This window comes from Afipia sp. GW822-FHT03D08, from assembly GCF_058801645.1.
Window position 1 is genome coordinate 1,767,520 of the sequence record NZ_JBXANK010000001.1, and the last position, 19,509, is coordinate 1,787,028.

General features: G+C 61.7%; 28 protein-coding genes. 20 read left to right on the forward strand and 8 right to left on the reverse strand.

Going from position 1 to position 19,509, the window contains the following annotated elements; all coding sequences use genetic code 11:
- The first annotated feature begins 26 nt into the window (after window positions 1–26).
- Complete coding sequence (gene thiC, locus AC1RM7_RS08690; protein ID WP_024920391.1) at window positions 27–1,958, forward strand: phosphomethylpyrimidine synthase ThiC; 1,932 nt, start codon at window positions 27–29, stop codon at window positions 1,956–1,958.
- Window positions 1,959–2,142: 184 nt separating this feature from the next.
- Window positions 2,143–2,613 (forward strand): hypothetical protein, encoded by a 471-nt coding sequence (locus AC1RM7_RS08695; RefSeq protein WP_024920392.1) that lies wholly within the window; start codon window positions 2,143–2,145, stop codon window positions 2,611–2,613.
- A gap of 107 nt (window positions 2,614–2,720) precedes the next feature.
- Here the strand turns inward: AC1RM7_RS08695 and AC1RM7_RS08700 are convergent, their stop codons facing one another.
- On the reverse strand, window positions 2,721–3,413 hold the full coding sequence (locus AC1RM7_RS08700) for a hypothetical protein (protein ID WP_024920393.1): 693 nt from the start codon (window positions 3,411–3,413) through the stop codon (window positions 2,721–2,723).
- A 186-nt stretch (window positions 3,414–3,599) separates the two neighbouring features.
- On the opposite strand from AC1RM7_RS08700, the gene AC1RM7_RS08705 reads away from it, so the two are divergent.
- The 5 genes from AC1RM7_RS08705 (at window position 3,600) to AC1RM7_RS08725 (ending at window position 6,023) form a co-directional block, all read left to right on the forward strand.
- Window positions 3,600–3,737, forward strand: a complete 138-nt coding sequence (locus AC1RM7_RS08705) for a hypothetical protein (RefSeq protein ID WP_192824440.1) — start codon at window positions 3,600–3,602, stop codon at window positions 3,735–3,737.
- Between the two features lie 95 nt (window positions 3,738–3,832).
- The gene (locus AC1RM7_RS08710; protein WP_006021752.1) at window positions 3,833–4,387 is read left to right on the forward strand and encodes a dTDP-4-dehydrorhamnose 3,5-epimerase family protein; all 555 of its coding nucleotides are present in this window, start codon (window positions 3,833–3,835) and stop codon (window positions 4,385–4,387) included.
- 89 nt (window positions 4,388–4,476) lie between these two features.
- Window positions 4,477–4,905, forward strand: a complete 429-nt coding sequence (locus tag AC1RM7_RS08715) for a YeeE/YedE family protein (protein ID WP_006021753.1) — start codon at window positions 4,477–4,479, stop codon at window positions 4,903–4,905.
- 4 nt (window positions 4,906–4,909) lie between these two features.
- Window positions 4,910–5,377 carry a DUF6691 family protein gene (locus tag AC1RM7_RS08720; RefSeq protein WP_006021754.1) on the forward strand — a complete coding sequence of 156 codons (468 nt, stop codon included), beginning with the start codon at window positions 4,910–4,912 and terminating at the stop codon, window positions 5,375–5,377.
- A gap of 139 nt (window positions 5,378–5,516) precedes the next feature.
- Window positions 5,517–6,023 carry a collagen-like protein gene (locus AC1RM7_RS08725; protein WP_006021755.1) on the forward strand — a complete coding sequence of 169 codons (507 nt, stop codon included), beginning with the start codon at window positions 5,517–5,519 and terminating at the stop codon, window positions 6,021–6,023.
- 90 nt (window positions 6,024–6,113) lie between these two features.
- Here the strand turns inward: AC1RM7_RS08725 and AC1RM7_RS08730 are convergent, their stop codons facing one another.
- The gene (locus tag AC1RM7_RS08730) at window positions 6,114–6,551 is read right to left on the reverse strand and encodes a hypothetical protein (protein WP_006021756.1); all 438 of its coding nucleotides are present in this window, start codon (window positions 6,549–6,551) and stop codon (window positions 6,114–6,116) included.
- Window positions 6,552–6,784: 233 nt separating this feature from the next.
- On the opposite strand from AC1RM7_RS08730, the gene AC1RM7_RS08735 reads away from it, so the two are divergent.
- Window positions 6,785–7,483, forward strand: a complete 699-nt coding sequence (locus tag AC1RM7_RS08735; RefSeq protein ID WP_006021757.1) for a class I SAM-dependent methyltransferase — start codon at window positions 6,785–6,787, stop codon at window positions 7,481–7,483.
- Between the two features lie 9 nt (window positions 7,484–7,492).
- Here AC1RM7_RS08735 and AC1RM7_RS08740 read toward each other — a convergent pair whose 3' ends face one another.
- Window positions 7,493–7,933, reverse strand: coding sequence for a hypothetical protein (locus AC1RM7_RS08740; RefSeq protein WP_024920394.1), 441 nt, complete (start codon window positions 7,931–7,933; stop codon window positions 7,493–7,495).
- A gap of 333 nt (window positions 7,934–8,266) precedes the next feature.
- Window positions 8,267–8,533 carry a DUF2277 domain-containing protein gene (locus AC1RM7_RS08745; RefSeq protein ID WP_024920395.1) on the reverse strand — a complete coding sequence of 89 codons (267 nt, stop codon included), beginning with the start codon at window positions 8,531–8,533 and terminating at the stop codon, window positions 8,267–8,269.
- A gap of 277 nt (window positions 8,534–8,810) precedes the next feature.
- On the opposite strand from AC1RM7_RS08745, the gene AC1RM7_RS08750 reads away from it, so the two are divergent.
- The 7 genes from AC1RM7_RS08750 to AC1RM7_RS08780 all read left to right on the forward strand — a co-directional run bounded on the left by AC1RM7_RS08750 (window position 8,811) and on the right by AC1RM7_RS08780 (window position 12,672).
- Window positions 8,811–9,065 carry a helix-turn-helix domain-containing protein gene (locus AC1RM7_RS08750; RefSeq protein ID WP_024920396.1) on the forward strand — a complete coding sequence of 85 codons (255 nt, stop codon included), beginning with the start codon at window positions 8,811–8,813 and terminating at the stop codon, window positions 9,063–9,065.
- A gap of 115 nt (window positions 9,066–9,180) precedes the next feature.
- On the forward strand, window positions 9,181–9,402 hold the full coding sequence (locus tag AC1RM7_RS08755) for a hypothetical protein (protein ID WP_081758519.1): 222 nt from the start codon (window positions 9,181–9,183) through the stop codon (window positions 9,400–9,402).
- Window positions 9,403–9,418: 16 nt separating this feature from the next.
- Window positions 9,419–10,369 carry a hypothetical protein gene (locus AC1RM7_RS08760; RefSeq protein ID WP_024920398.1) on the forward strand — a complete coding sequence of 317 codons (951 nt, stop codon included), beginning with the start codon at window positions 9,419–9,421 and terminating at the stop codon, window positions 10,367–10,369.
- 30 nt (window positions 10,370–10,399) lie between these two features.
- Window positions 10,400–10,795 carry a hypothetical protein gene (locus AC1RM7_RS08765; protein WP_024920399.1) on the forward strand — a complete coding sequence of 132 codons (396 nt, stop codon included), beginning with the start codon at window positions 10,400–10,402 and terminating at the stop codon, window positions 10,793–10,795.
- A gap of 36 nt (window positions 10,796–10,831) precedes the next feature.
- A complete protein-coding gene (locus tag AC1RM7_RS08770) occupies window positions 10,832–11,524 on the forward strand; it encodes a YoaK family protein (protein ID WP_006021765.1) in 693 nt (230 codons plus the stop codon).
- A 58-nt stretch (window positions 11,525–11,582) separates the two neighbouring features.
- Entirely contained in the window at window positions 11,583–12,194 is a 612-nt protein-coding gene (locus tag AC1RM7_RS08775) for a hypothetical protein (RefSeq protein WP_024920400.1), read from the forward strand.
- A gap of 124 nt (window positions 12,195–12,318) precedes the next feature.
- A complete protein-coding gene (locus tag AC1RM7_RS08780; RefSeq protein ID WP_006021767.1) occupies window positions 12,319–12,672 on the forward strand; it encodes a hypothetical protein in 354 nt (117 codons plus the stop codon).
- 147 nt (window positions 12,673–12,819) lie between these two features.
- Here AC1RM7_RS08780 and AC1RM7_RS08785 read toward each other — a convergent pair whose 3' ends face one another.
- From AC1RM7_RS08785 to AC1RM7_RS08795, 3 genes are all read right to left on the reverse strand, one after another.
- Window positions 12,820–13,590, reverse strand: a complete 771-nt coding sequence (locus AC1RM7_RS08785; protein ID WP_006021768.1) for a DUF169 domain-containing protein — start codon at window positions 13,588–13,590, stop codon at window positions 12,820–12,822.
- Between the two features lie 242 nt (window positions 13,591–13,832).
- Window positions 13,833–14,339: a bacterioferritin gene (gene bfr / locus AC1RM7_RS08790; RefSeq protein WP_006021769.1), complete on the reverse strand. Its 507-nt coding sequence runs from the start codon at window positions 14,337–14,339 to the stop codon at window positions 13,833–13,835.
- 135 nt (window positions 14,340–14,474) lie between these two features.
- Complete coding sequence (locus AC1RM7_RS08795; protein ID WP_006021770.1) at window positions 14,475–14,747, reverse strand: (2Fe-2S)-binding protein; 273 nt, start codon at window positions 14,745–14,747, stop codon at window positions 14,475–14,477.
- Window positions 14,748–14,984: 237 nt separating this feature from the next.
- Here AC1RM7_RS08795 and AC1RM7_RS08800 point away from each other — a divergent pair, with 237 nt between their 5' ends.
- From AC1RM7_RS08800 to AC1RM7_RS08820, 5 genes are all read left to right on the forward strand, one after another.
- A complete protein-coding gene (locus tag AC1RM7_RS08800; RefSeq protein WP_041712818.1) occupies window positions 14,985–15,590 on the forward strand; it encodes a pyridoxamine 5'-phosphate oxidase family protein in 606 nt (201 codons plus the stop codon).
- Between the two features lie 163 nt (window positions 15,591–15,753).
- Window positions 15,754–16,248 (forward strand): CinA family protein, encoded by a 495-nt coding sequence (locus AC1RM7_RS08805; RefSeq protein ID WP_024920402.1) that lies wholly within the window; start codon window positions 15,754–15,756, stop codon window positions 16,246–16,248.
- Between the two features lie 277 nt (window positions 16,249–16,525).
- Entirely contained in the window at window positions 16,526–16,921 is a 396-nt protein-coding gene (locus AC1RM7_RS08810) for a hypothetical protein (protein WP_024920403.1), read from the forward strand.
- A 200-nt stretch (window positions 16,922–17,121) separates the two neighbouring features.
- A complete protein-coding gene (locus tag AC1RM7_RS08815) occupies window positions 17,122–17,433 on the forward strand; it encodes a hypothetical protein (RefSeq protein ID WP_006021774.1) in 312 nt (103 codons plus the stop codon).
- A 273-nt stretch (window positions 17,434–17,706) separates the two neighbouring features.
- Window positions 17,707–17,997: a hypothetical protein gene (locus AC1RM7_RS08820; RefSeq protein WP_006021775.1), complete on the forward strand. Its 291-nt coding sequence runs from the start codon at window positions 17,707–17,709 to the stop codon at window positions 17,995–17,997.
- Window positions 17,998–18,163: 166 nt separating this feature from the next.
- On the opposite strand, the gene AC1RM7_RS08825 is transcribed toward AC1RM7_RS08820, so the two are convergent.
- Window positions 18,164–19,405, reverse strand: coding sequence for a lytic murein transglycosylase (locus AC1RM7_RS08825; RefSeq protein WP_024920404.1), 1,242 nt, complete (start codon window positions 19,403–19,405; stop codon window positions 18,164–18,166).
- Between the last annotated feature and the right edge of the window lie 104 nt (window positions 19,406–19,509).

The following is a 19,509-nucleotide window of genomic DNA, read 5'->3' on the forward strand; positions in this document are numbered from 1 at the left end:
CTCCCGCGACCCACAAGGAGGACGCCATGAACAAACAAATCAACACGGCCGATATCAAGCCCGCCGTCACCACCGGCGGCCTGACGTCGTCGCGCAAGATCTACGTGACGCCCGACGAGGCGGCGGACCTGCGCGTCCCCCTGCGCGAGATCATTCTGTCCGAGGGCGCGGGTGAACCCAATCTGCCCGTATACGACACCTCCGGCCCCTACACCGACCCGAACGTCATCATCGACGTCAACGCCGGTCTGGCGCGCACTCGCCTTGCATGGGTGAAGGAACGCGGCGGCGTCGAGGAATATGAAGGCCGCCAGATCAAGCCGGAAGACAACGGCAATGTCGGCGCGTCCCATGCTGCCGCCGCTTTCAAGGCGCACCACAAGCCGATCCGCGGCGTCGGCGATGCGCCGATCACGCAGCTTGAATTCGCCCGCAAGGGCATCATCACCAAGGAGATGATCTACGTCGCGGCGCGCGAGAACCTCGGCCGCAAGCAGCAGTTGGAGCGCGCGGAAGCCGCCCTGAAGGACGGCGAGTCGTTCGGCGCGGAGATTCCCGCGTTCATCACGCCGGAATTCGTCCGCAGCGAAATCGCGCGCGGCCGCGCCATTATCCCCTGCAACATCAACCATGCCGAACTCGAGCCGATGATTATCGGCCGCAACTTCCTGACCAAGATCAACGCCAACATCGGCAACTCCGCCGTGACGTCATCGGTCGAGGAAGAAGTCGACAAGATGGTGTGGGCGATCCGCTGGGGCGCGGACACCGTGATGGACCTCTCCACCGGCCGCAACATCCACACCACCCGCGAATGGATTCTGCGCAACGCACCGATTCCGATCGGCACCGTGCCGATCTATCAGGCACTGGAGAAGTGCGACGGCGATCCGGTCAAGCTGACCTGGGAGCTGTACAAGGACACGCTGATCGAACAGTGCGAACAGGGCGTGGATTATTTCACCATCCATGCCGGCGTGCGCCTGCCCTACATCCATCTCACCGCCAACCGCGTCACCGGCATCGTCTCGCGCGGCGGCTCGATCATGGCGAAGTGGTGCCTCGCCCATCACAAGGAGAGCTTCCTCTACACCCACTTCGAGGAAATCTGCGACCTGATGCGCAAGTATGACGTTTCATTTTCTTTGGGCGACGGCCTGCGTCCCGGCTCGATCGCCGACGCCAACGACCGCGCGCAGTTCGCCGAACTCGAAACGCTCGGCGAACTCACCAAGATCGCCTGGGCCAAGGGCTGCCAGGTGATGATCGAAGGCCCCGGCCACGTGCCGATGCACAAGATCAAGATCAACATGGACAAGCAGCTCAAGGAGTGCGGCGAAGCGCCGTTCTATACGCTCGGGCCGCTGACCACCGACATCGCGCCGGGCTACGACCACATCACGTCAGGCATCGGCGCTGCCATGATCGGCTGGTTCGGCTGCGCCATGCTCTGCTACGTCACGCCGAAGGAGCATCTCGGCCTGCCCAACCGCGACGACGTCAAGGTCGGCGTCATCACCTACAAGATCGCGGCGCACGCCTCCGATCTCGCCAAGGGCCATCCGGCGGCGCAGCTCCGTGACGATGCGCTGTCACGCGCCCGCTTCGACTTCCGCTGGGAGGACCAGTTCAATCTCGGCCTCGATCCGGACACCGCACGCAGCTATCACGACGAAACGCTTCCGAAGGAAGCCCACAAGGTGGCGCATTTCTGCTCGATGTGCGGGCCGAAATTCTGCTCGATGAAGATCACGCAGGACGTGCGCGACTACGCGGCAACCCTCGGCGACAACGAGAAGGCCGCGCTCAATCTCGACGGCAAGCTCCCCGGCGTCGGCATGACGATCTCGGGCGTGATCGCCGACGGCATGGCGCAGATGAGCGAGAAGTTCGTCAAGATGGGCGGACAGGTCTATGTCGAGGCGGAAGCGGTGAAGGAAAGCAACAAGGCTTTCTGATCCTCTTCATTGCAGCCTATCAAACGGCGGGTCGCGCGAGAGCGTAGCCCGCCGTTTTCGTTTGCCTCCAAAAAAATCCCGCTGGCTTGCACTCGCGATAGTTGAACTGCGGCGAGATCTCGCTACGCTGTCGTCGGGGAAGAAGGCGGGCGTTTTCACCAGCTCGCCGTACAGGGCAAGACAAATGATGAATGCACTGAATGCGACCGGCGCTGTTCGCCGGCAGATGACGGCTGTTGTTTTCCGCACCTTGATTTTCGTTGCTGCCACTCTGGCCGCGGCCTGCATCGCCGCCGCGCCGGCAGCCGCCGCAGGCGGCGCCAAACTCACCCTCACCCGTGTCAGCGGATTGCAGTATGCGGGCGTGCAGGCGACGGTAAAAATCAACGGCAAGCAGGTTGCCGGCCTTTGGAGCGGCGCGTCGACCACTGTCGACGTTGCGCCGGGCGCGAACGTCATCACCGTCGATGCATCGACTTATCCGGGCAGCTGGACGCAGACTCTGAACGTCAAGCCCGGCGCGCGCTACACCATCGAAATCTCGCCACACAGCAGTGGGACAGCGATGCTCGGGCTGATCGGCATGGCTATGGAAGCCAATTCGAAGAGCAAGCAAGGCGGCGCATTCCAGATGCGGGTTGTGACGGGAAGATAGCCGAACGCGGTGATGAGCGAGAAGTTCGTCAAGATGGGCGGACAGGTCTATGGCGAGGCGGGCGCCGCGAAAGAGAGCAACAAGGTGTTGTGATAAACATTATCGCCTTAGATGTCGTGGATCATTTTCTCCACGACATCATAGCCTCGATAGCCGTCGACAAAGTCGAATCCAGCAAATATCTCCCAAATAAACCTGCAAAGAGCTTTGGATTCGTCATATCCAGGCTGAAGATGCCGCATCTTTATTAGAAACGCCTCGAGACGCTTAAAAAAATCGAAGATATTTTGATTATCAATAGCATAGTGAGAAAGAACGTATTCGATCTGCTTGGCGAGAATTTCTAAATTTAAAATGATCTCAAGAAATTCGCTCGTCTTATCGTCCATTTGATTTTCAAAGGCATAGAATCCGTCATTTGATTCTCGACCGTGCTCGAATGCCGCCTTAAACGCGTTAACGTCCAATAATCTTTCAACCTCGTCTAGGCTTGTAGAAAGATCATGACGACCACCTTTTATGCTTGCAAAAACAATCTGCCAAAGAATATCCAATTTTACACGGCGATACATTTTTGCCAAATTTGTTTTGATGACAGATCTTCTGCGTCTTTCTGGGACCACCACGACCAGAAAATAGAACAAAAAGGAAATGATCCCACCAGTTAGAAGATTCGTGAGAACGCTGAATAAATCAGGCCACCACTCTGATTTTTTCAGAGCGGCCATAAACCCAAAATCGACAATCAATAGCAAAAGCAGCGCGAGTGAGTTCAACACGAACCAAAAACGCACACTCATGAGAATCTTCACTAACCTTCGCAGGATCGAGTTTGTGTCCGCTTTGTCCACTGTTGCCTCTTAGCAAGCGTAGCCCAGATGGAGCATAGCGCAATCCGGAGTTCGATTCAGGCCCGCTTGTCCCGCATTCCGCTTCGCTTCATGCGGGCTACGAATCCTGTCGCAGATTTGTAATACGCTCCGGCCATGCACAACCTCACACGTCTCGCCGGACTCCTCGGCAGCCCGCTGATGCTGCTGACGGGACGCATCGCCGGGATCACAAACATCTTCGGTGAACTTCTTTCACCCGTGACGGATGTCACGACCGGCGTGTCACCTTAGTCGCGGGGCTTGTCGCCAGCCTCCACGCCCCAAATCACCTTCCCCTCCGGGCCGGCTGGTGTATAGGTCACGCCTTCAAGTCAGACGGCACGTCCATGATCACGTCAAACAAACCCACCCCCGCCACCTTCCTCACCCCGGACGATTTCGTTCAGGACGCACCGTTTGTGCCGGGACAAGCGGCCGCCGCAACGCCTGTCGCCGATCTGATCGACGGTGTCACGGTGACGCCGCTGGTCACGCGCGCCGATCATCGTGGCGGATTGACCGAACTTCTCACCACGCGCCACGGCTTGAGCGAGCCCATCGTGCATGTCTATGAGGTGGAGGCCAAAGCCGGATCGCTCCGCGGCTGGGTGTATCATCGCCATCAGTCCGACCGGCTGGCCTTTACGCGCGGCCGCTTCAGGGTCGTGCTGCTGGACATCCGGCAGGACAGCCCGACCTTCAACAAGCTTTCGGTTCTGATCCTCGGCAAGGAGCGGCCCGGCCTGCTGCGCATTCCGCCTTTCGTCGTTCATGCCGTGCAAAATCTCGGCGAGGACGCGACGTTCACCAATATGCCGACAAGGGCTTACAATCCCCGCGATCCGGACAAGTGCCGCTTGCCGATCGACGATCCGCGCATTCCGTTCAGCTTCCGGGATTGAGGCCGTCATCGCCGGTCAAAGGGTAAGCGCGCGCAATCGTGCGTTATGATATGCTTCGTGCTGACCCGGCACGCCTCGATGGAGCGCACATGCATAACCTCACGCCTCTTTCCGGATTGATCGGCGGCGCGCTGATCGGGCTCGCCGCAGCGATGCTGATGCTGCTGACCGGACGCGTCGCCGGCATCAGCGGCATCTTTGGCGGGCTTCTTTCGCCCGCAATAAGCGATCGCGGCTGGCGGCTCGCCTTCATCGCAGGCCTGATCGCAGCGCCGCTGACCGCGGCACTCGCCACCGGCACGCCGCTCCCCTCACCCGCCATGCCCGCGAGTCTGATCGTGATCGTCATCGCGGGTCTGCTGGTCGGCTTCGGCAGCCGCATGGGCGGCGGCTGCACCTCGGGTCACGGCGTCTGCGGCGTGGCGCGGCTGTCCGCGCGCTCGCTTGTCGCCACCGCGATCTTCATGGCGGCCGCGATCCTCACCGTCGCCGTTGTGCGTCATGGGGTGGGAGGCTGATGCGATGCCGCTCGTTCTCGTGAGTTTCGCCTGTGGATTCATTTTCGGCGCGGGCCTTTTGATCTCCGGCATGACGGATACAGCGAAAGTGCTCGGCTTCCTCGACATCTTCGGCGCGTGGGACGCGACGCTGGCTTTCGTGATGGCCGGTGCGGTTGCGGTCTCAAGCATCGGCTTTGTGCTCGCACGGCGGCGGGGCGCGCCGGTGTTTGCCGCGCAGTCGCTCTGGCCGACGCGCAGGGACATCGACGTACCGCTGGTGACCGGCGCGGCTCTGTTCGGGATCGGTTGGGGTCTGGCCGGTCTTTGCCCCGGCCCGGCGCTGGTCAATCTCGCAGGGCTGAGCCTGCCGGTGATCGTGTTCGTCGCCGCGATGGCTGTCGGCATGCTGGGCCATGATGCCTGGAACAGATCCCGCGCCTCTGCGCGACAGACCGCGCAAGCCACTGTTGCAGCAGGCGGAGACGGCTAGCGCCGCCGATTTCAAAGGCGGCGTCCTTCCGCTGAATTATGGCAGTCATGAAAACGCTGCTAGAAGGGCGGCGTAGCAAATCACTTGTAGCAATTCACCTGTAGCAAATCACTTGTAGCAAATTACCTGGAGTGCAGACGTGGCGAACGACGCGACCACACGGCAACCTCGGAGCGGACCGCCAGGCCCGCAGGGAAAACCCGGAAAGCCGGGACCGCAAGGACATCCGGGCCGGCCCGGGCCGGAAGGTCCGCGCGGCAAGCCGGGGATGCCGGGCAAAGCAGGACCGCAGGGCAAGCGCGGCGAAGCCGGACCGGCGGGCAAACCCGGCGCGCAGGGCCCGCGCGGCGAACAAGGTCCGCAGGGCAAGCAAGGCCCCGTGGGCCCGCAAGGCCCGCGCGGCGAACAGGGGCCGCCCGGCCGCCTGCCTTCTTTCGAGGAAATCCTTCCCTGGCTCGAAACGATTTTCGACGCATGGGAAGATCATCGCCGCAAGCGCGAGCAGGAAGCGAAGGAGCGCGAGGCGCAGGAAGCTGCCTCCCGCCACGCCGCGGCTCTTGCAGCGGGCGCGCTCGACGACGACAGCGATGATGATGACGACGAGCATCACAAGAAGAAAAAGAAGCATCGCAAGGACAAGAAATAGCGACAAGCCGCGACACCTCGCGATATCGAACAAAAGGCCGGACTCGCGTCCGGCCTTTTTCCTTTGAGCGAGCGCAGCGGTTGCGCAAGTTTACTTCAGCGTGATCGCAAGACCGCTCAGATCGGCGTTGGCCATCAGGCCGGTCTGCTGACCGGAGAGTTCGAGCACCGCGCCCTTCTGGTTGGTGAGAACGATCGCGCGTGCGCCGCGGCCCACCGCAATGCCCGCGCCCGCCGCGCCGTAGACACCGGCGACATCCGACGGACGGTTGATGTTGCTCACCCGGCCGCGCAGCACCGTCTTCGATCCGCCGAACACCAGACCGTAGTCGATGCCGCCGGTGGACAGCGCATAGGACCTGCCGCGGAAGTTGAGCGTGCCGGTGCCGCCCGAACCGCCGATGAACCATCCGGCCTTGTAGATGACGAGCGACACGGTGCCGCTGTCGGCATGGGCCGACGACAGACCGGCTCCTATGAGCGCCGTCACGGCGATCAGCGCGGCGCGAATGGCAGATGGCAAACGCATGATGGATTCTCCGGATTGGTGTGGACGAGGAATGAGCAGCGGATGCTGCGAAGCGGGACCGACAAAACCGAATCAACACTAGCCCACGGCGCAGATTCGCAAAACGCCAATGGCGCAAGCGGAACCCTGAAGCAGCAGAATCGATCAACAGATTCGGCGCTGCGGTGCATATCGCCGCGCCGATTTCTGTTGTTTAATCGATTCGGGCGTCACAATGACCGGCGGAGGTTCCTGTGAATCGAGTTGAATGGGATCTGCACGCGGCCAAATTCGAGTCGCTGGTGTGCGACATCGTGACGGACGAGACGAGCGGCCAGATGCCGCGCTTCGTTGCTGCGGCCTGCCGCTCGCGGAAAAATCTTGAGCTGGTCGATCTCGGTTGCGGAGTCGGCAGCTTCGTCAAGAAATTCGGACACCGCTTCGAGCGGATCACCGGAATCGATTTCGCGCCGCGCATTGTCGCGCGTGCAAGGAAGCGGTGCGCGGACCTTCCGAACGCGAAATGGCTCGCGATGGATGTCACCCAGTCCGCCAAAGTCCTCGGCACCGTCGCCGACCTGACGGTCTGTCTGAACGTCATCACCTCGCCGCGTCAGGCCAAGCGCGATGCGCTGTGGTCGACCATGGCCGATGTCACCAAGCCAAAAGGCTTTGCGCTGGTGGTGGTGCCGTCGATGGAGTCGCAACTGATGGTCAACAAGCTCGGCGCGTCGGCGGACAGGATCAAGGCGGGCGGTCTCGTTCACCGTGACGGCGTCTGGCAGAAATTCTACGAGCGCGACGAATTGATCTCCACCGTGTCCGGGACGGGCTTCGAGGTCACACGGATCGCCAAGGTGTACTATCCCTGGTCGGTGGACGGCCTGCGCAAACCCCGGCTGTCCCGGCAATTGCCGTGGGACTGGGGCTTCCTGGCGCAGCGCGCGGCGTGACGCGCGGCATCACCCGCCGCGCGGACATTCTCTGTAGCCGAACTCGTCGATGATCCGCGCGCCGGAGATCGTGCTGAACTCCAGCTTTTCCAAATAGCCATTCGCGACGACGTACTGCCGCAGCTTTCCGTTGTAGGCGTTCAGCATCCGCTGGGTCGAACCGGCGTTGATGACATACCTGTTGGGCCCGCGGCCATGACCGGCGTGAAACAGCAGCCGCGCACTGCGCTCGACGCAGACATTGCGCACCCCGAGAAACAGCGTGCAGTTCGACTGGCAATGACCGCGGATACGAAACAGTTCGCCGCTGGCGTTGGCCTGATCGATGGCCGGCTGGAATTTCTCGATCCAGCCGCCCATGGCGAAGCGGTCCGAGGTGTCGGCCTGCGCGACAGACGCCGCGCAGCCCAGCGAGAGGATGAACAGCAGCGGTGCGACGACACGTTTCATCAAATGCCCCCGATCCCCACTGGCGGTGCGTAACGTTAACTTCCTATCATCCGGCGGCAAGACCATTGCGAACGACAACGGCGAGGCATAGTTTTATTTCAGACATTGAACGCGCGGCGTTGAGTCGGCGTCCAACTGCCATACAGTCAACCGGAAGGGATTATGACAATGTTGGCGGAAATTTTTTTATTGAAGCTTGAAGCCCTGCTCCGGGTCGCGGCAATCGATCGCCGCGCCAGCGATCCAAGGTTCGTGCCGATCGCAATGCCGCGCTCCTGAAGCACTTCGCAACGCAAAAGAAAACGGGCCGGCTCTCGCTGGCCCGTTTTGCGTTTAGCCGAACCGCGCCCGGCTCCGCTCTTTCGCCTTCTCTGCCTCGACCTCACGATCGCGCGCCGGCGCGTGGGTGTGCAGAGAGGTCAGCAGTTTGCGCGCGCTGTCGGAGACTTCGGCGACAGCGCGGTTGAACGCTTCTTCATTCGCCTTCGACGGTGCGTTGAAGCCGGAGAGCTTGCGCACGAACTGCAAGGCCGACGCGTGAATTTCGTCTTCGGTGGCGGGCGGCTCGAAGTTGAACAGCGTTTTGATATTGCGGCACATGAGTCTTCTTCCCTTCACGCCCGGCGCGGGCCTGCATCTCACTTAATTCCCGGCGGTGAGACGCGCAAATTTTAGGCGTGCGTTCGCAGCCGATCCGATTTCTCCTGCGATCCCGCGCGGTTCCATCGGGTTCCAATTCACGAGTTCCATGAACGGGTTATCCCGGAAATTAAGGTCCTGTTAACCCTATCGGCCCACCCTCAACCCGGGCTGAGATCGGAGAACCTTGGATATAGTCTGCGTCCCTGACAGGTGCAGCAGTGGTCAGGAGGTCTCGATGACCCAGGAAATGCACGTACGCGCATCGCAATTATTGCCTGATGCGCCGGCCGTGGCACCGGGCCAGGTGGTCCCGCTGCTCATCGGCGCCACAGTCCAGGAAATCGAACGCGAACTCGTCCTGCAAACGCTTGCCCGCTGTGACGGCAATCGCACCCATGCGGCTCGGGTTCTCGGCGTCTCGGTGCGCACACTGCGCAACAAGATCCGGCAGTATTCGGCAGACGGCGCCGAGGTCCCTGCACATCATTAGCGATGATGCTGGTCCAGGATTATGCCAGACAAAAAAGCCGGAGTTCGCCAGCACCGGTTTACCGTTTGATGGGCGAGAACGATCGGGTTACGGTTCCCTCACCAGGAATCTGATTATGACCCGACCGCTCGTCAAAACCCTTGCCGCCTGTGCGGCCATCGCCATGGCTTACGCCTCGTCGGCACATGCCGCGGGCACGCCGGAGCAGCGCCGTGCCTGCCGCAAGGACGCGATGAAATACTGCCGGGAGTTCGTCCCGGACGTGAAGCGCATCACCGCCTGCATGCAGAAGAATGTCAGAAGGCTCAGTCCGCTCTGCCAGACGCAGTTCAGGTAGGAACGCGGCAGACCCCATGCACATTCCCGCGACGCTGGATCAGGCCCGCAGCACCCTCGCCGTGATGCTCGGCATTGCCGCCACCGAGGGAACGCCGACCGAAATCGACCACGAGACCATCGCCGCGGCCACGCGTTACATTTTTCATCTTGAGCCGCAGTTCGGCCTCGCGGGGCTGACGCCTCTCAGTCCCCACCGGCAGGCCGAACTTGCCGAAGATCCCGCTCTTGCCGCGCAGGCCGTGAGTTTCGCAGCGGTCATGGCGCTCGTCGACGGTACGATCAACACCGCGAAGCTCAGCGGGGTCGTGAAGCTTGCGGACTCGCTCGGCGTCAAGGACGAGTTTGTCCATGATCTTGCGCGCATCGCGCTGGGCGATCTGAAAGACGCCAAGGCCCATATGCTCCTCGCCAATCTCGAAAGCGTGACCGGCCGTACATGGACTGCCGACGAGATGGGCCCGTGGCTGCAGCCCTACGACACCGAGCCCGATCCCGCATTGGCGACGCGATTTCACGCGCTGGCGCGATTGCCGGACAACACGTTCGGCCATGCATTTGCGATGTTCTATCAGGCCAACGGTTACGCCTATCCCGGCGAGCCGACCGCGCTCAATTTCGAATTCGCCGTGCCGCACGATTCCACCCACGTGCTCGCCGGTTACGACACCTCGCCGCGCGGCGAACTGATGACATCGACGCTGACCGCGACCATGCATCGCGTCAACGCCATGTCCGGCCACGTGCTGCCGGTGATGCTGAGCTGGCATCTCGGCATTCCGCTCAACGATGTCGCCGGCGCTGCGACAGGCGCCTTCGAGCCGGAGGAATTCTTTTACGCCTGGGCGCGCGGTGAAGACACCACCGCCGACCTGTTCGCTCCGGAGTGGGATTTCTGGTCGGCTGCGATCCAGCCGATCGACGCCGTGCGCGAAGAAGTCGGGCTGTTCACAGATGATGAAACCTAGACCGGCGCACGCCTAACCGGGACACATGGGATGACTTTTAAGGTCCGACTGAAGTCACTGGATGGCGCGACCAACGAAAGGACATTCGAGGATCGCGCCGACGCCTTTCATTGGGCGAAGGAAGGCCGCTCCTTTATCGGCGATGAAGCCGTAAGTTATCAAATTTACTCTTCGGGCAAGCTCATTGCCGTCAAGAGACGGGACACAGCCGACAAGGCGGAACACCGGGTGCGCATGGCTTCTGCATTTCTCGGCGCTTCTTTAACAGTGATAATTCTGTACGCTATCCTGATCTCGGAATTCGAGTTCTGGGGCCTGATTCTTGGATGGATTCCCGCAGGCACGGCGGCCGTCCTGGCCGGCTACGCTTTCTATCATTCGTCGATCCTGCTGCGAATTCTGCGCGTGATCCGGCACATACCATGATCTGGTGACTTCAACTGCGAGCGCGAGTATCTGCATATGAAACAGATCACCCGATCCAATGTCGTCGCGGCACTGTTGTCGTTCAACGGCGGCTTCGTCGACACCGCGGGCTTCCTCGGTCTCGCCGGGCTGTTCACCGCGCATGTCACCGGCAACTTCGTCACGCTGGGCGCGGCGCTGGTCCATGGCAGCCACGGCATCGTCGGCAAGATCCTGGCACTGCCCGAATTCGTCGCGGTGATCGCGCTTGCCCGGCTCGCCGGCATTGCGCTGCGCGCGCATAGTCTGCCTGCGATGCAGATCCTGCTCGGGGTTAAAGTCGCATGTCTGCTGGCGTTCTTTCTTCTCGCCGTGCAGTACGGGCCGTTTCCCGACGCCAACACACCGATGGCGCTGCTAACCGGATTTGCCGGGGTTGCCGCGATGGCGATGCAGAACGCCGTGCAGCGCGTGCACATGGCCAGCCTGCCGCCGTCCACCATGATGACCGGATCGACCGTGCAGGTCACGCTTGACGCCGTCGATCTCCTCACCGGCACCAAACCCGAGGAGCGTGTGGCGGTGAAAACCCGTTTCAGCCGCCTTGCGCTTGCGATCTGCTTCTTCGCGTCCGGCTGCGCTGTCGCTGCGGTGATGTATGTCTATGTCGGCTTCTGGTGTCTGGCGCTCTCGGTCGCCGTAGGTTTCGCCGCCGCGATAATCCGCGTCGAGGAAACACGCCCGGCATAAACCCGCTTGCGCCCTACCCGCTCCGGTTGCAGGATAAGGACGGGCTGGGGATTGCGTTGTGCGTCGTGTCGCGTTCGCCGTGATGGCCGTCTTGCTGGGCGCAGGCTTGAGCGCGGGCCTTGGCGCGTGCGCCATGCGCGATCCCTATGTGGCCACCCCGGCAACCACAACGTCCGGCAACTGGAAGATCGAGAAGCAGACCGATCGCATCACCGGCGTTCCGGTGCCGAGCGCGATGCTGATTGTCGACAATGCCTCCAACAGTTTCGCCGATTACGCCAAGATGGCTTCGATGCAGCTCACCTGCTTCGATGGCAAGCCGATGGTGCGCTTCGCCTTCGAGTTCAAGGTCGGCACCGACCCGAACTCGACGCTCGGCTATCGCTTCGACGACAAGCCCGGCCACGACAACATCGCCGCGCGCTTTCTTCAGGAATACCGGACCGTCGTGATCGAGGACCGGGCGGCGGTGACGACATTCGCCAACGAACTTGCGACCTCAAACACGCTCGTGATCCGGATCCGCTCGCTCGCCGCGGGACGCACCACCGCCGAATTCAAGCTCGACGGTGCGCCTGCCGCGCTTGAAGCCGCGTTTGCCGGCTGCCCGCTGACGCCTCTTGCGCCGCCGCCAGAGACGAAAAAGAAGAAGCGCGCCGCGAAGGCGTAACCGATGCTGCGATGCATCGTGCCTCAACTATGCGCGGGAAGAACACGGCGCCTCGCGCGGGTGTGTCTGGACGCCTTCAGATGGCCGTCCGAAACTCCTGACGATTCTGATCGCGGAGGATCGCATGCGGTGGCCGCTTCGCCTTGCCCTGATGATTCCGCTGACGCTGTCTGCTGCTGCGGCCCTCGCGGTCGATCGCGGGCAATTCGGCGATGTCCCCGAACACATCCGCAAATGGTTCAGGGATGCGCGCAGTCCGGCCGGTGTGCCGTGCTGCGACGTGTCGGATGGCCATCGCACCGACTACGATGTCCGCGAGGGCAGCTACTGGGTGCCGATCGAGGGTTCGTGGTGGCTTGTGCCGGAGAAGGCGATCATCCGCACCGGCGGCAATCCCACCGGCGGCGCCGTGGTGTGGTATGTCACGATCCGCGGCAACATCGAGATCACATGCTTCGTGCCGGCGGACGGATCGTGAGGAACGCAGGCGTCTCCCGATCGTCATTGCGAGCGGAGCGAAGCAATCCATAGCTACAGGAAAGAGCTGGATTGCTTCGTCGCCAAAGCGCGTCGAAGACGCGCTCATGGCTCCTCGCAATGACGAGTGTTGGTCTTCAGATGCGCCCTATGCCCTGCCCGGATAACTCACCGCCATGCCGGCGCGCACGTCCTGCTGCACGCCATACTGTGCGAACGGATAACGGAATCCGTTCTTCGACAGCGCCTTCATGCCGGCGATGGCGCTGACGAGATATTCCGGCGGTGTCGCCATCAGCATTTCCTCGTCGAGCACGCCGCCGTAGCGGCGCTCGGCGAAACACGGAATCGACAGGCTCGGCAATCGCGTGGTCAGCGCCCGGCCCCATGAGTCCGCGCAGGCGGATTCACCGACCACGCTCCAGTCGAACCGCTTGTAGCCCGACCACTGCAATCCGTTGATGAAATAGATCATCGCACCGGGCGTCGCATAGAACAGCGCGATATCCGGCGGATCGAGCTTGCCGGACGACAGCGGACCGACCGCGAGCGCATCGTATTGTCCGTCCGGCACGCAGTGCATCGCTTCCTGATGCGCTTGCGCATCCTGCTGGGTCGAGAACCACACGCCGGTCATGTGCTGACCGGATTGCCACGCCTCGGTCTTGGCGCCGCCCAGACCAACCACGGCGCGGCACTGCGCGCCGACCAGATCGTCGCTGGTGATGCCGACCGTCCAGCCGATCCGCGCCGCCTGCGCCACGATCTGATCCAGCGTGTGCACCGATTGCGGCCGGCGGATCTTCGGGATCGCTTCCATGTCCTCGCGCCGCGCGAACATCTTCATGCCGAACGGGATCGAGCGAAGCTTCAGCAGCGTGTTGAGATCATCGACGATCGCGGGCCAGTCGTAGGTCATCGCGTTTCTCCCGAATGTTTTTGTTGCCGGCGAGGCTAAATGATTTTTACGCGAAGGCGCACAAAAACGTGCGTCGTCCCCGCGAAAGCGGGGACCCATAACCACCGGATTTTCATTTTGGAAAAATGCGGACAAAGAAGCCGCCGGAAAACGGGACTTAAGAGAGTATGGGTCCCCGCTTTCGCGGGGACGACCCGTTGTAAATTATGCCCGGACGAAGATCGCTCGAGGAAAACAGAAGCTCAGTGCCCCTCGCCTTCGGGCGGATTGTCGTCGCCGATATCGCCGACATGCTTCTGTTCGTAAAGCTGGATTCCGATGCGCTCGACGAGATCAAGCTGGGTTTCGAGGAAGTCGATGTGATGCTCCTCGTCCTTCATGATGCTCTCGAACAGGTCGCGCGAGACGTAGTCCTTGATGCTGTGGCAGTAGGTCGCCGCCTCCTGATAAAGCGTGCGCGCGCCGACTTCCGCGGCGAGATCGCATTCCAGGATTTCCTTGACGTTCTGGCCGATCCTCAAGGGATCCAGCACCTGCATGTTGGGGAAGCCGTCGAGAAACAGGATGCGGTCGGTGAAGCGGTCGGCGTGGTGCATCTCCTCGATGGATTCCTTGCGCCAATGCTTGGCCATGCTCTTCAGGCCCCAATGATTGAGCAGCCGGAAATGCAGCCAGTACTGATTGATCGCCGTCAGTTCGCTGCGCAGTCCCTTGTTGAGATAATCGATGACCTTCGGGTCGCCCTTCATGTTGCACTCCCTTGCGGAACCGTCGCTGGACGGCCCCAATTCAATTTAGAAGCGTTCTAAATGAGATTACGGGCAAGTACAACCCCGGGCCGAAGGACCGGGAGGGGCTGGGGAAATTTGAATGTCGGAAGGTGGTTAGCAGGCGGCCTGAGCCAGCAAGACCACCGGCTGCTGGTCTTCGTTCGCGGCTTCGTGCTGGCTGTGGGGGCATCCCGAGCAGCAGGCCTTGGCGCAGGCGCCCAGAGCTTCGTCCATGATTTTCTTGATGGTTCGGGCGCAACGGCCGCATTCGGCACTGCAGCCAAGGCAGCCGTAGACCTGCCCGGCCGTGCGCGGGAAATCCTTGGCTTGGGTCACAACGTTGCGCACGTCGTGGTCAGTCAGGACGTTGCAGGAACAAACAATCATGGATGTCTGGAGAACCTGTAAGGACTGTTGACCAACAGGTATTAAACCGCAGCCCCCGATGCAAAAGGAAAACAGCCAGTTTTAAGCTATTCCAAACTGGCTAAGCCGCTGCAATCCAATCTAGAATCGATCTAAACGGAACCTGCCTGCAAGGCTCGCGCTGTGGCGCAGCCGCCAAATGCAGGGCGCTGCAGATTGGGTTAAACGTCCGTATCGCAAGAACAGGAGCACGACGGCGTGACGCATATCGGACCTGACGACCTCGGCGCCATCTACGCGCCGCCCACCGACCGCGTGATCGCGAAACAGCTTCCGCGCATCGACCGCCATGCCGCCAATTTCATCGGCATGTCACCGTTCTGCGTGCTGGCGACGGCGGGTCCCGACGGCACCGTCGATGCCTCCCCGCGCGGCGGCAATCCCGGCTTCGTCCGCATTGAAAACGAGACGCGCCTCCTGATGCCGGACCGCCCCGGCAACAACCGCATCGACAGCTTCCGCAATGTGCTGTCGGGCAGCGGCTATGTGCAACTGATCTTCTTCGTGCCGGGCCTCGATGAAACCCTGCGCGTGGGCGGCAATGCAAAGCTCTCGGCCGACGCCGACGTGCTGGCCACCATGATCGAATTCGGAAAGCTGCCGCGCGCCGTGCTCGATATCGCCGTGCGCGAAGTCTATTTCCACTGCGGCAAGGCGCTGATGCGCTCGAAGCTGTGGTCGCCGGAGGCGCGCGTGGCGCGCTCGGCTCAGCCGAGCATCTCTGAGGTCATCCACGAGCAGACCGGCCAGGGCACGCCGGAAAGTCAGGACGCTGTCGAAGCGCGTTACAAGACGCAGCTCTGATCTGCGCCGATACAAGTATCCGCTCATTCCCGCGGAAGCCGGAATCCAGTACTCAATATCTGGGTCCCCGCTTTCGCGGGGACGAGCAGAGAGACAGACATCATCTTGCATCAGGACTCTCCTCTCGTACCGCTTACGTCGCCCTCATACTGAAAGTCCCGTTATGGAAAAGCTGCTGCCGCTCGCGGAAAAAATCGCCGCGTCCCTGATCGCGCGAAAAGAAACCATCGCCGTCGCGGAGTCCTCCACCGGCGGATTGATCTCGGCGGCGCTGCTCTCCGTACCCGGCGCATCGGCCTACTACCGCGGCGGCGGCGTGATCTACACGCCGCGTGCGCGTGCGGCGCTGGTGAACATCACGAAGGAAGAAATGGAAGCCATCGGCATGCGCGGGGCGACCGAGCCTTATGCCACCCTGCTGGCGAACCGCGCGCGCGAACTTCTCAACACCACGTGGGGCCTGAGCGAGACCGGCGCGACCGGCCCAAGCGGCAACCGTTACGGCGACGCCGCGGGGCATTCATGCATGGCGGTTGCGGGACCGCTCGCGCGCGTCATTACGCTCGAGACCGGTGACAGCAATCGCATCGCCAACATGCGCGCCTTCGCGCTTCGCTCGCTCGAGCTGTTCGCCGAAACGATGGATTCCGCGCGCTGAACTAAACTGCCGCGAATCGCAATCATTGCGAATATCCAGCATTTATCGGCAGATTCCGTCGTTCATGTTCCTGAATTAACCAAGGAACCCGCTTCACCTTTCGTGAGCGAATGTTACGGCTGCAAATACAGCATTGTTTTTTGGGAACAAATCCGGCCCCTAAACCTTAATGGTGCATCAACCCGGATTTTCTGGGTTTGTTAACTCAACCCATCGCATTTTGGTCACATATGGCACGTACCTCGCCACCATCATTCCCCACACAGAAGTGAGACAAATGCGAAAATTGCCAATCGCGATTGCGTCTGTTGTTGCCACGCTGGCAATTGCCGTCACTGCACCCGCCTCCGCTCAGGACTTCACTGCGTCCGTCGGCACCGAAACCGCCGCGCCTCAAAAAAAGATTTCGATGTTCCAGTCGGCGATGAGCGAAGTCGCCATCATGCGCTATCGCGCCGCGCTGAAGCTGAAGGCCGAACAGGCAAGGTACTGGCCCGCAGTCGCCAACGCACTGCGTGCGCTCGCCCGCGAACCGCAGGTCAACGAAGCCGCCGTCCGCCGCTTCGCTCCGGCAGCCTCGGCGCTGTTCGCCACCCTCGATGAAGACCAGAAGCGCACGGCGATGGGCCTCGTGCAGAAGGCTGGTCTGCAGCAGTACGCTTCGCTGTTCTGATCATCGGCCACGCGGATCATCCGCGCGGCTTTCGAAAATTCCAGCGGCGCTTCGCATTCGCGAGGCGCCGTTTTTCTTATGCCCGCGCCTGATGATGGCTGAAATCCGGCCCCTCCATTCAGATCCCGTTCAACGCAACTGTGAAACCTTCACCGCCGGGACCCGTTATCTAACGGTCACAACGATGAAAGGTGAAAGCCATGCAGAAGATCGGCGCTAGGAAGATCGTCTTGGCAGTTGCCGCTGCCGCCACTGTCGCAGTCACCGCCCTCGCAGCCCCGGCACCGGCCGAAGCGCGCGGCGGGCGCATCGCGGCCGGCGTGGGCCTCGGCATCCTCGGCGGCGCCATCGCAGGCGCGGCGATCGCAAACAGCGGCGGTTACTATGGCCCAGGCTACGGCTATTACGGTGCCGGCCCCGTCTATTACGGTGGCGCGCCCTGCTACTGGCAGCGTGAGCGCTTCTGGGACGGTTACGGCTGGCGCGTCCGCCGCGTGCAGGTTTGTAACTGACGCAACCGTTCATCGGGCGGCCATTTTTTGGCCGTCCGGGCTTGGAAGAAAGGTACACTCCGGACGGCAAAAGCCGCTCCGGGGCGTTTTTTGTAAAGGTCCGGGGGCCAGAATCCGCTATATTGACGCCGGGACAATGCTGAATCGCCGGTGGGGGATGACGCCGGTACTTTCTAACGGGGGCCAAATCGGGCTATCTTGAGTTCCGTCATTGGCTTCTTGCAGACCAATCGCCTTGCGCCGGGCTGTGGCGTGATCTGAGGAGAGATAAACATGAAGAAGGTTCTTTCAGCGTTCCTCGCGGTCGCGACGATCGCTGGTTCGCTTGCAACCGCGATGCCTGCCGCTCAGGCGCGTGATGGTGGCGCCGTTGCCGCCGGCGTTGGCCTTGGCATTCTCGGCGGCGCGATCGCCGGTGCCGCGATCGCCAACAGCCGTCCGGCTTACGGCTACGGCTACGCTCCCGGCCCCGTGTACGTTGAAGAACCCGCCTGCCGCCTCGTGCGCGAGCGTTTCTGGGACGGTTACGGCTGGCGCGTTCGCCGCGTTCAGGTTTGCGATTGATCTGAATTTCTCACGATTGCGTCGTGAGACATGCGTTTCAAAACCCGGCCTCGCGGCCGGGTTTTTTGTTTTTGAAGAAGCTCCGTCATTGCGAGGAGCGCAGCGACGAAGCAATCCAGCTTGTCTTCTTAAGAGTGGATTGCTTCGCTTCGCTCGCAATGACGAGTTATCGCCCCGCGCTCATGGCGCGCAGCACGTCCGCACTCGGCCAGCAATCGACCTTCAGCCCGGCCTGCTTCTGATAGGCGCCGAGCGCCGCGCGGGTCTGCATCCCTGCCTTGCCGTCGAGTTTGGACGAGTAGAGGCCGATCCGCGTCAGATGCTTCTGCATCGCCTCGACATCGGCGCTGCGCAGTTGCGTGGACGCCGACCACGGCGTCGCAAACGGCTGGCCGCCCGCCATGCGGTCGGCGAGATGGCCGACGAACAGCACATAGAGATCGGAGAAATTGTATTCCTTGATGACGAAGTAATTCTTCGTGGTCAGAAACGCCGGGCCGTAGATTCCCTCCGGCTGCAACAGCGATGCCTCCTGCGCCTGCTCGGCGGCGGACAAACGCAGGCCGCGCACCGGCACGAAGCCCAGACGCAGCCATTCGGAGATCGGCCGGGTCACTTCCGGCACGCCCTGCGAGCAATCGGCGTTGGCCGGCGCGCGGACTTCATAGGCCCAGCGCAGGCCCGGCTCCCAGCCCTTGTTTTTCAACTGCTGGGCGGCAGAGGCAAGCGCATCCGGCACCGAGGTCCAGATGTTGATATGGCCGTCGCCGTCGAAATCGACGCCGTGCTTGGACAACTCGGACGGCAGAAACTGCGTCAGCCCCGTCGCGCCGCCCCATGAGGTGCGCAGATCCTTGCGCGTGACATCGCCGTTCTGGATCAGTTTCAGCGCCTCGATGAATTCGCCGCGATACTGGTCCTTGCGCCGCCCGACATAGGCCTGTGTCGCCAGCACCCGCAGGCCATCATACGGCAGCGCGTAACGGCCGTAGTCGGTCTCGCGGCCCCAGATCGCCAGAATGATCGTGCCGGGGACGCCGAAGCGCTGCTCGATGGCCTTCAGCGTCGCGGCATGCTGCTGCATCAGGGTGCGGCCGTGCGCGGCAAGCCGCGCGATGCTTGCCTCCTTCAGATAATCCGCCGGCACCTGCACGAATTCGGCCTGTGACGGCGCGCCGGTCGATGGACGTCCGGGCAGCAGCAGATCCGGCAATTTGTAATCCGGCTCCAGCCCGCGCGTTTGCGCATCGAACGTCGCGCGCGAGACACCGGCTTTCTGCGCCTCGGGCCAGAGCGAGGCGACGAAGTTCGTGAAGCCGGCGTCGGCGGCGCGTGAAGACTGCGGAATCAGAAACAACGTCATTGCGAAGAGCGCAGCGACGAAGCAATCTAGTCTTTTATCGATCATCGCTGCGGGTCCGATATGGATTGCTTCGCTTCGCTCGCAATGAGGGAAGAAGGAGAAATTCCATGTTCATCCTTCGCTCGCAATGACGGCTTTCGCGTGGCTGC

Bases quoted from the DNA above. Each gene is read 5' to 3' on its own strand.
- thiC (WP_024920391.1), top strand. From the start codon at position 27: ATGAACAAACAAATCAACACGGCCGATATCAAGCCCGCCGTCACCACC.
- AC1RM7_RS08695 (WP_024920392.1), top strand. From the start codon at position 2,143: ATGATGAATGCACTGAATGCGACCGGCGCTGTTCGCCGGCAGATGACG.
- AC1RM7_RS08700 (WP_024920393.1), bottom strand. From the start codon at position 3,413: ATGAGTGTGCGTTTTTGGTTCGTGTTGAACTCACTCGCGCTGCTTTTG.
- AC1RM7_RS08705 (WP_192824440.1), top strand. From the start codon at position 3,600: ATGCACAACCTCACACGTCTCGCCGGACTCCTCGGCAGCCCGCTGATG.
- AC1RM7_RS08710 (WP_006021752.1), top strand. From the start codon at position 3,833: ATGATCACGTCAAACAAACCCACCCCCGCCACCTTCCTCACCCCGGAC.
- AC1RM7_RS08715 (WP_006021753.1), top strand. From the start codon at position 4,477: ATGCATAACCTCACGCCTCTTTCCGGATTGATCGGCGGCGCGCTGATC.
- AC1RM7_RS08720 (WP_006021754.1), top strand. From the start codon at position 4,910: ATGCCGCTCGTTCTCGTGAGTTTCGCCTGTGGATTCATTTTCGGCGCG.
- AC1RM7_RS08730 (WP_006021756.1), bottom strand. From the start codon at position 6,551: ATGCGTTTGCCATCTGCCATTCGCGCCGCGCTGATCGCCGTGACGGCG.
- AC1RM7_RS08740 (WP_024920394.1), bottom strand. From the start codon at position 7,933: ATGAAACGTGTCGTCGCACCGCTGCTGTTCATCCTCTCGCTGGGCTGC.
- AC1RM7_RS08745 (WP_024920395.1), bottom strand. From the start codon at position 8,533: ATGTGCCGCAATATCAAAACGCTGTTCAACTTCGAGCCGCCCGCCACC.
- AC1RM7_RS08750 (WP_024920396.1), top strand. From the start codon at position 8,811: ATGACCCAGGAAATGCACGTACGCGCATCGCAATTATTGCCTGATGCG.
- AC1RM7_RS08755 (WP_081758519.1), top strand. From the start codon at position 9,181: ATGACCCGACCGCTCGTCAAAACCCTTGCCGCCTGTGCGGCCATCGCC.
- AC1RM7_RS08760 (WP_024920398.1), top strand. From the start codon at position 9,419: ATGCACATTCCCGCGACGCTGGATCAGGCCCGCAGCACCCTCGCCGTG.
- AC1RM7_RS08765 (WP_024920399.1), top strand. From the start codon at position 10,400: ATGACTTTTAAGGTCCGACTGAAGTCACTGGATGGCGCGACCAACGAA.
- AC1RM7_RS08770 (WP_006021765.1), top strand. From the start codon at position 10,832: ATGAAACAGATCACCCGATCCAATGTCGTCGCGGCACTGTTGTCGTTC.
- AC1RM7_RS08780 (WP_006021767.1), top strand. From the start codon at position 12,319: ATGCGGTGGCCGCTTCGCCTTGCCCTGATGATTCCGCTGACGCTGTCT.
- AC1RM7_RS08785 (WP_006021768.1), bottom strand. From the start codon at position 13,590: ATGACCTACGACTGGCCCGCGATCGTCGATGATCTCAACACGCTGCTG.
- bfr (WP_006021769.1), bottom strand. From the start codon at position 14,339: ATGAAGGGCGACCCGAAGGTCATCGATTATCTCAACAAGGGACTGCGC.
- AC1RM7_RS08795 (WP_006021770.1), bottom strand. From the start codon at position 14,747: ATGATTGTTTGTTCCTGCAACGTCCTGACTGACCACGACGTGCGCAAC.
- AC1RM7_RS08805 (WP_024920402.1), top strand. From the start codon at position 15,754: ATGGAAAAGCTGCTGCCGCTCGCGGAAAAAATCGCCGCGTCCCTGATC.
- AC1RM7_RS08810 (WP_024920403.1), top strand. From the start codon at position 16,526: ATGCGAAAATTGCCAATCGCGATTGCGTCTGTTGTTGCCACGCTGGCA.
- AC1RM7_RS08815 (WP_006021774.1), top strand. From the start codon at position 17,122: ATGCAGAAGATCGGCGCTAGGAAGATCGTCTTGGCAGTTGCCGCTGCC.
- AC1RM7_RS08820 (WP_006021775.1), top strand. From the start codon at position 17,707: ATGAAGAAGGTTCTTTCAGCGTTCCTCGCGGTCGCGACGATCGCTGGT.
- AC1RM7_RS08825 (WP_024920404.1), bottom strand. From the start codon at position 19,405: ATGATCGATAAAAGACTAGATTGCTTCGTCGCTGCGCTCTTCGCAATG.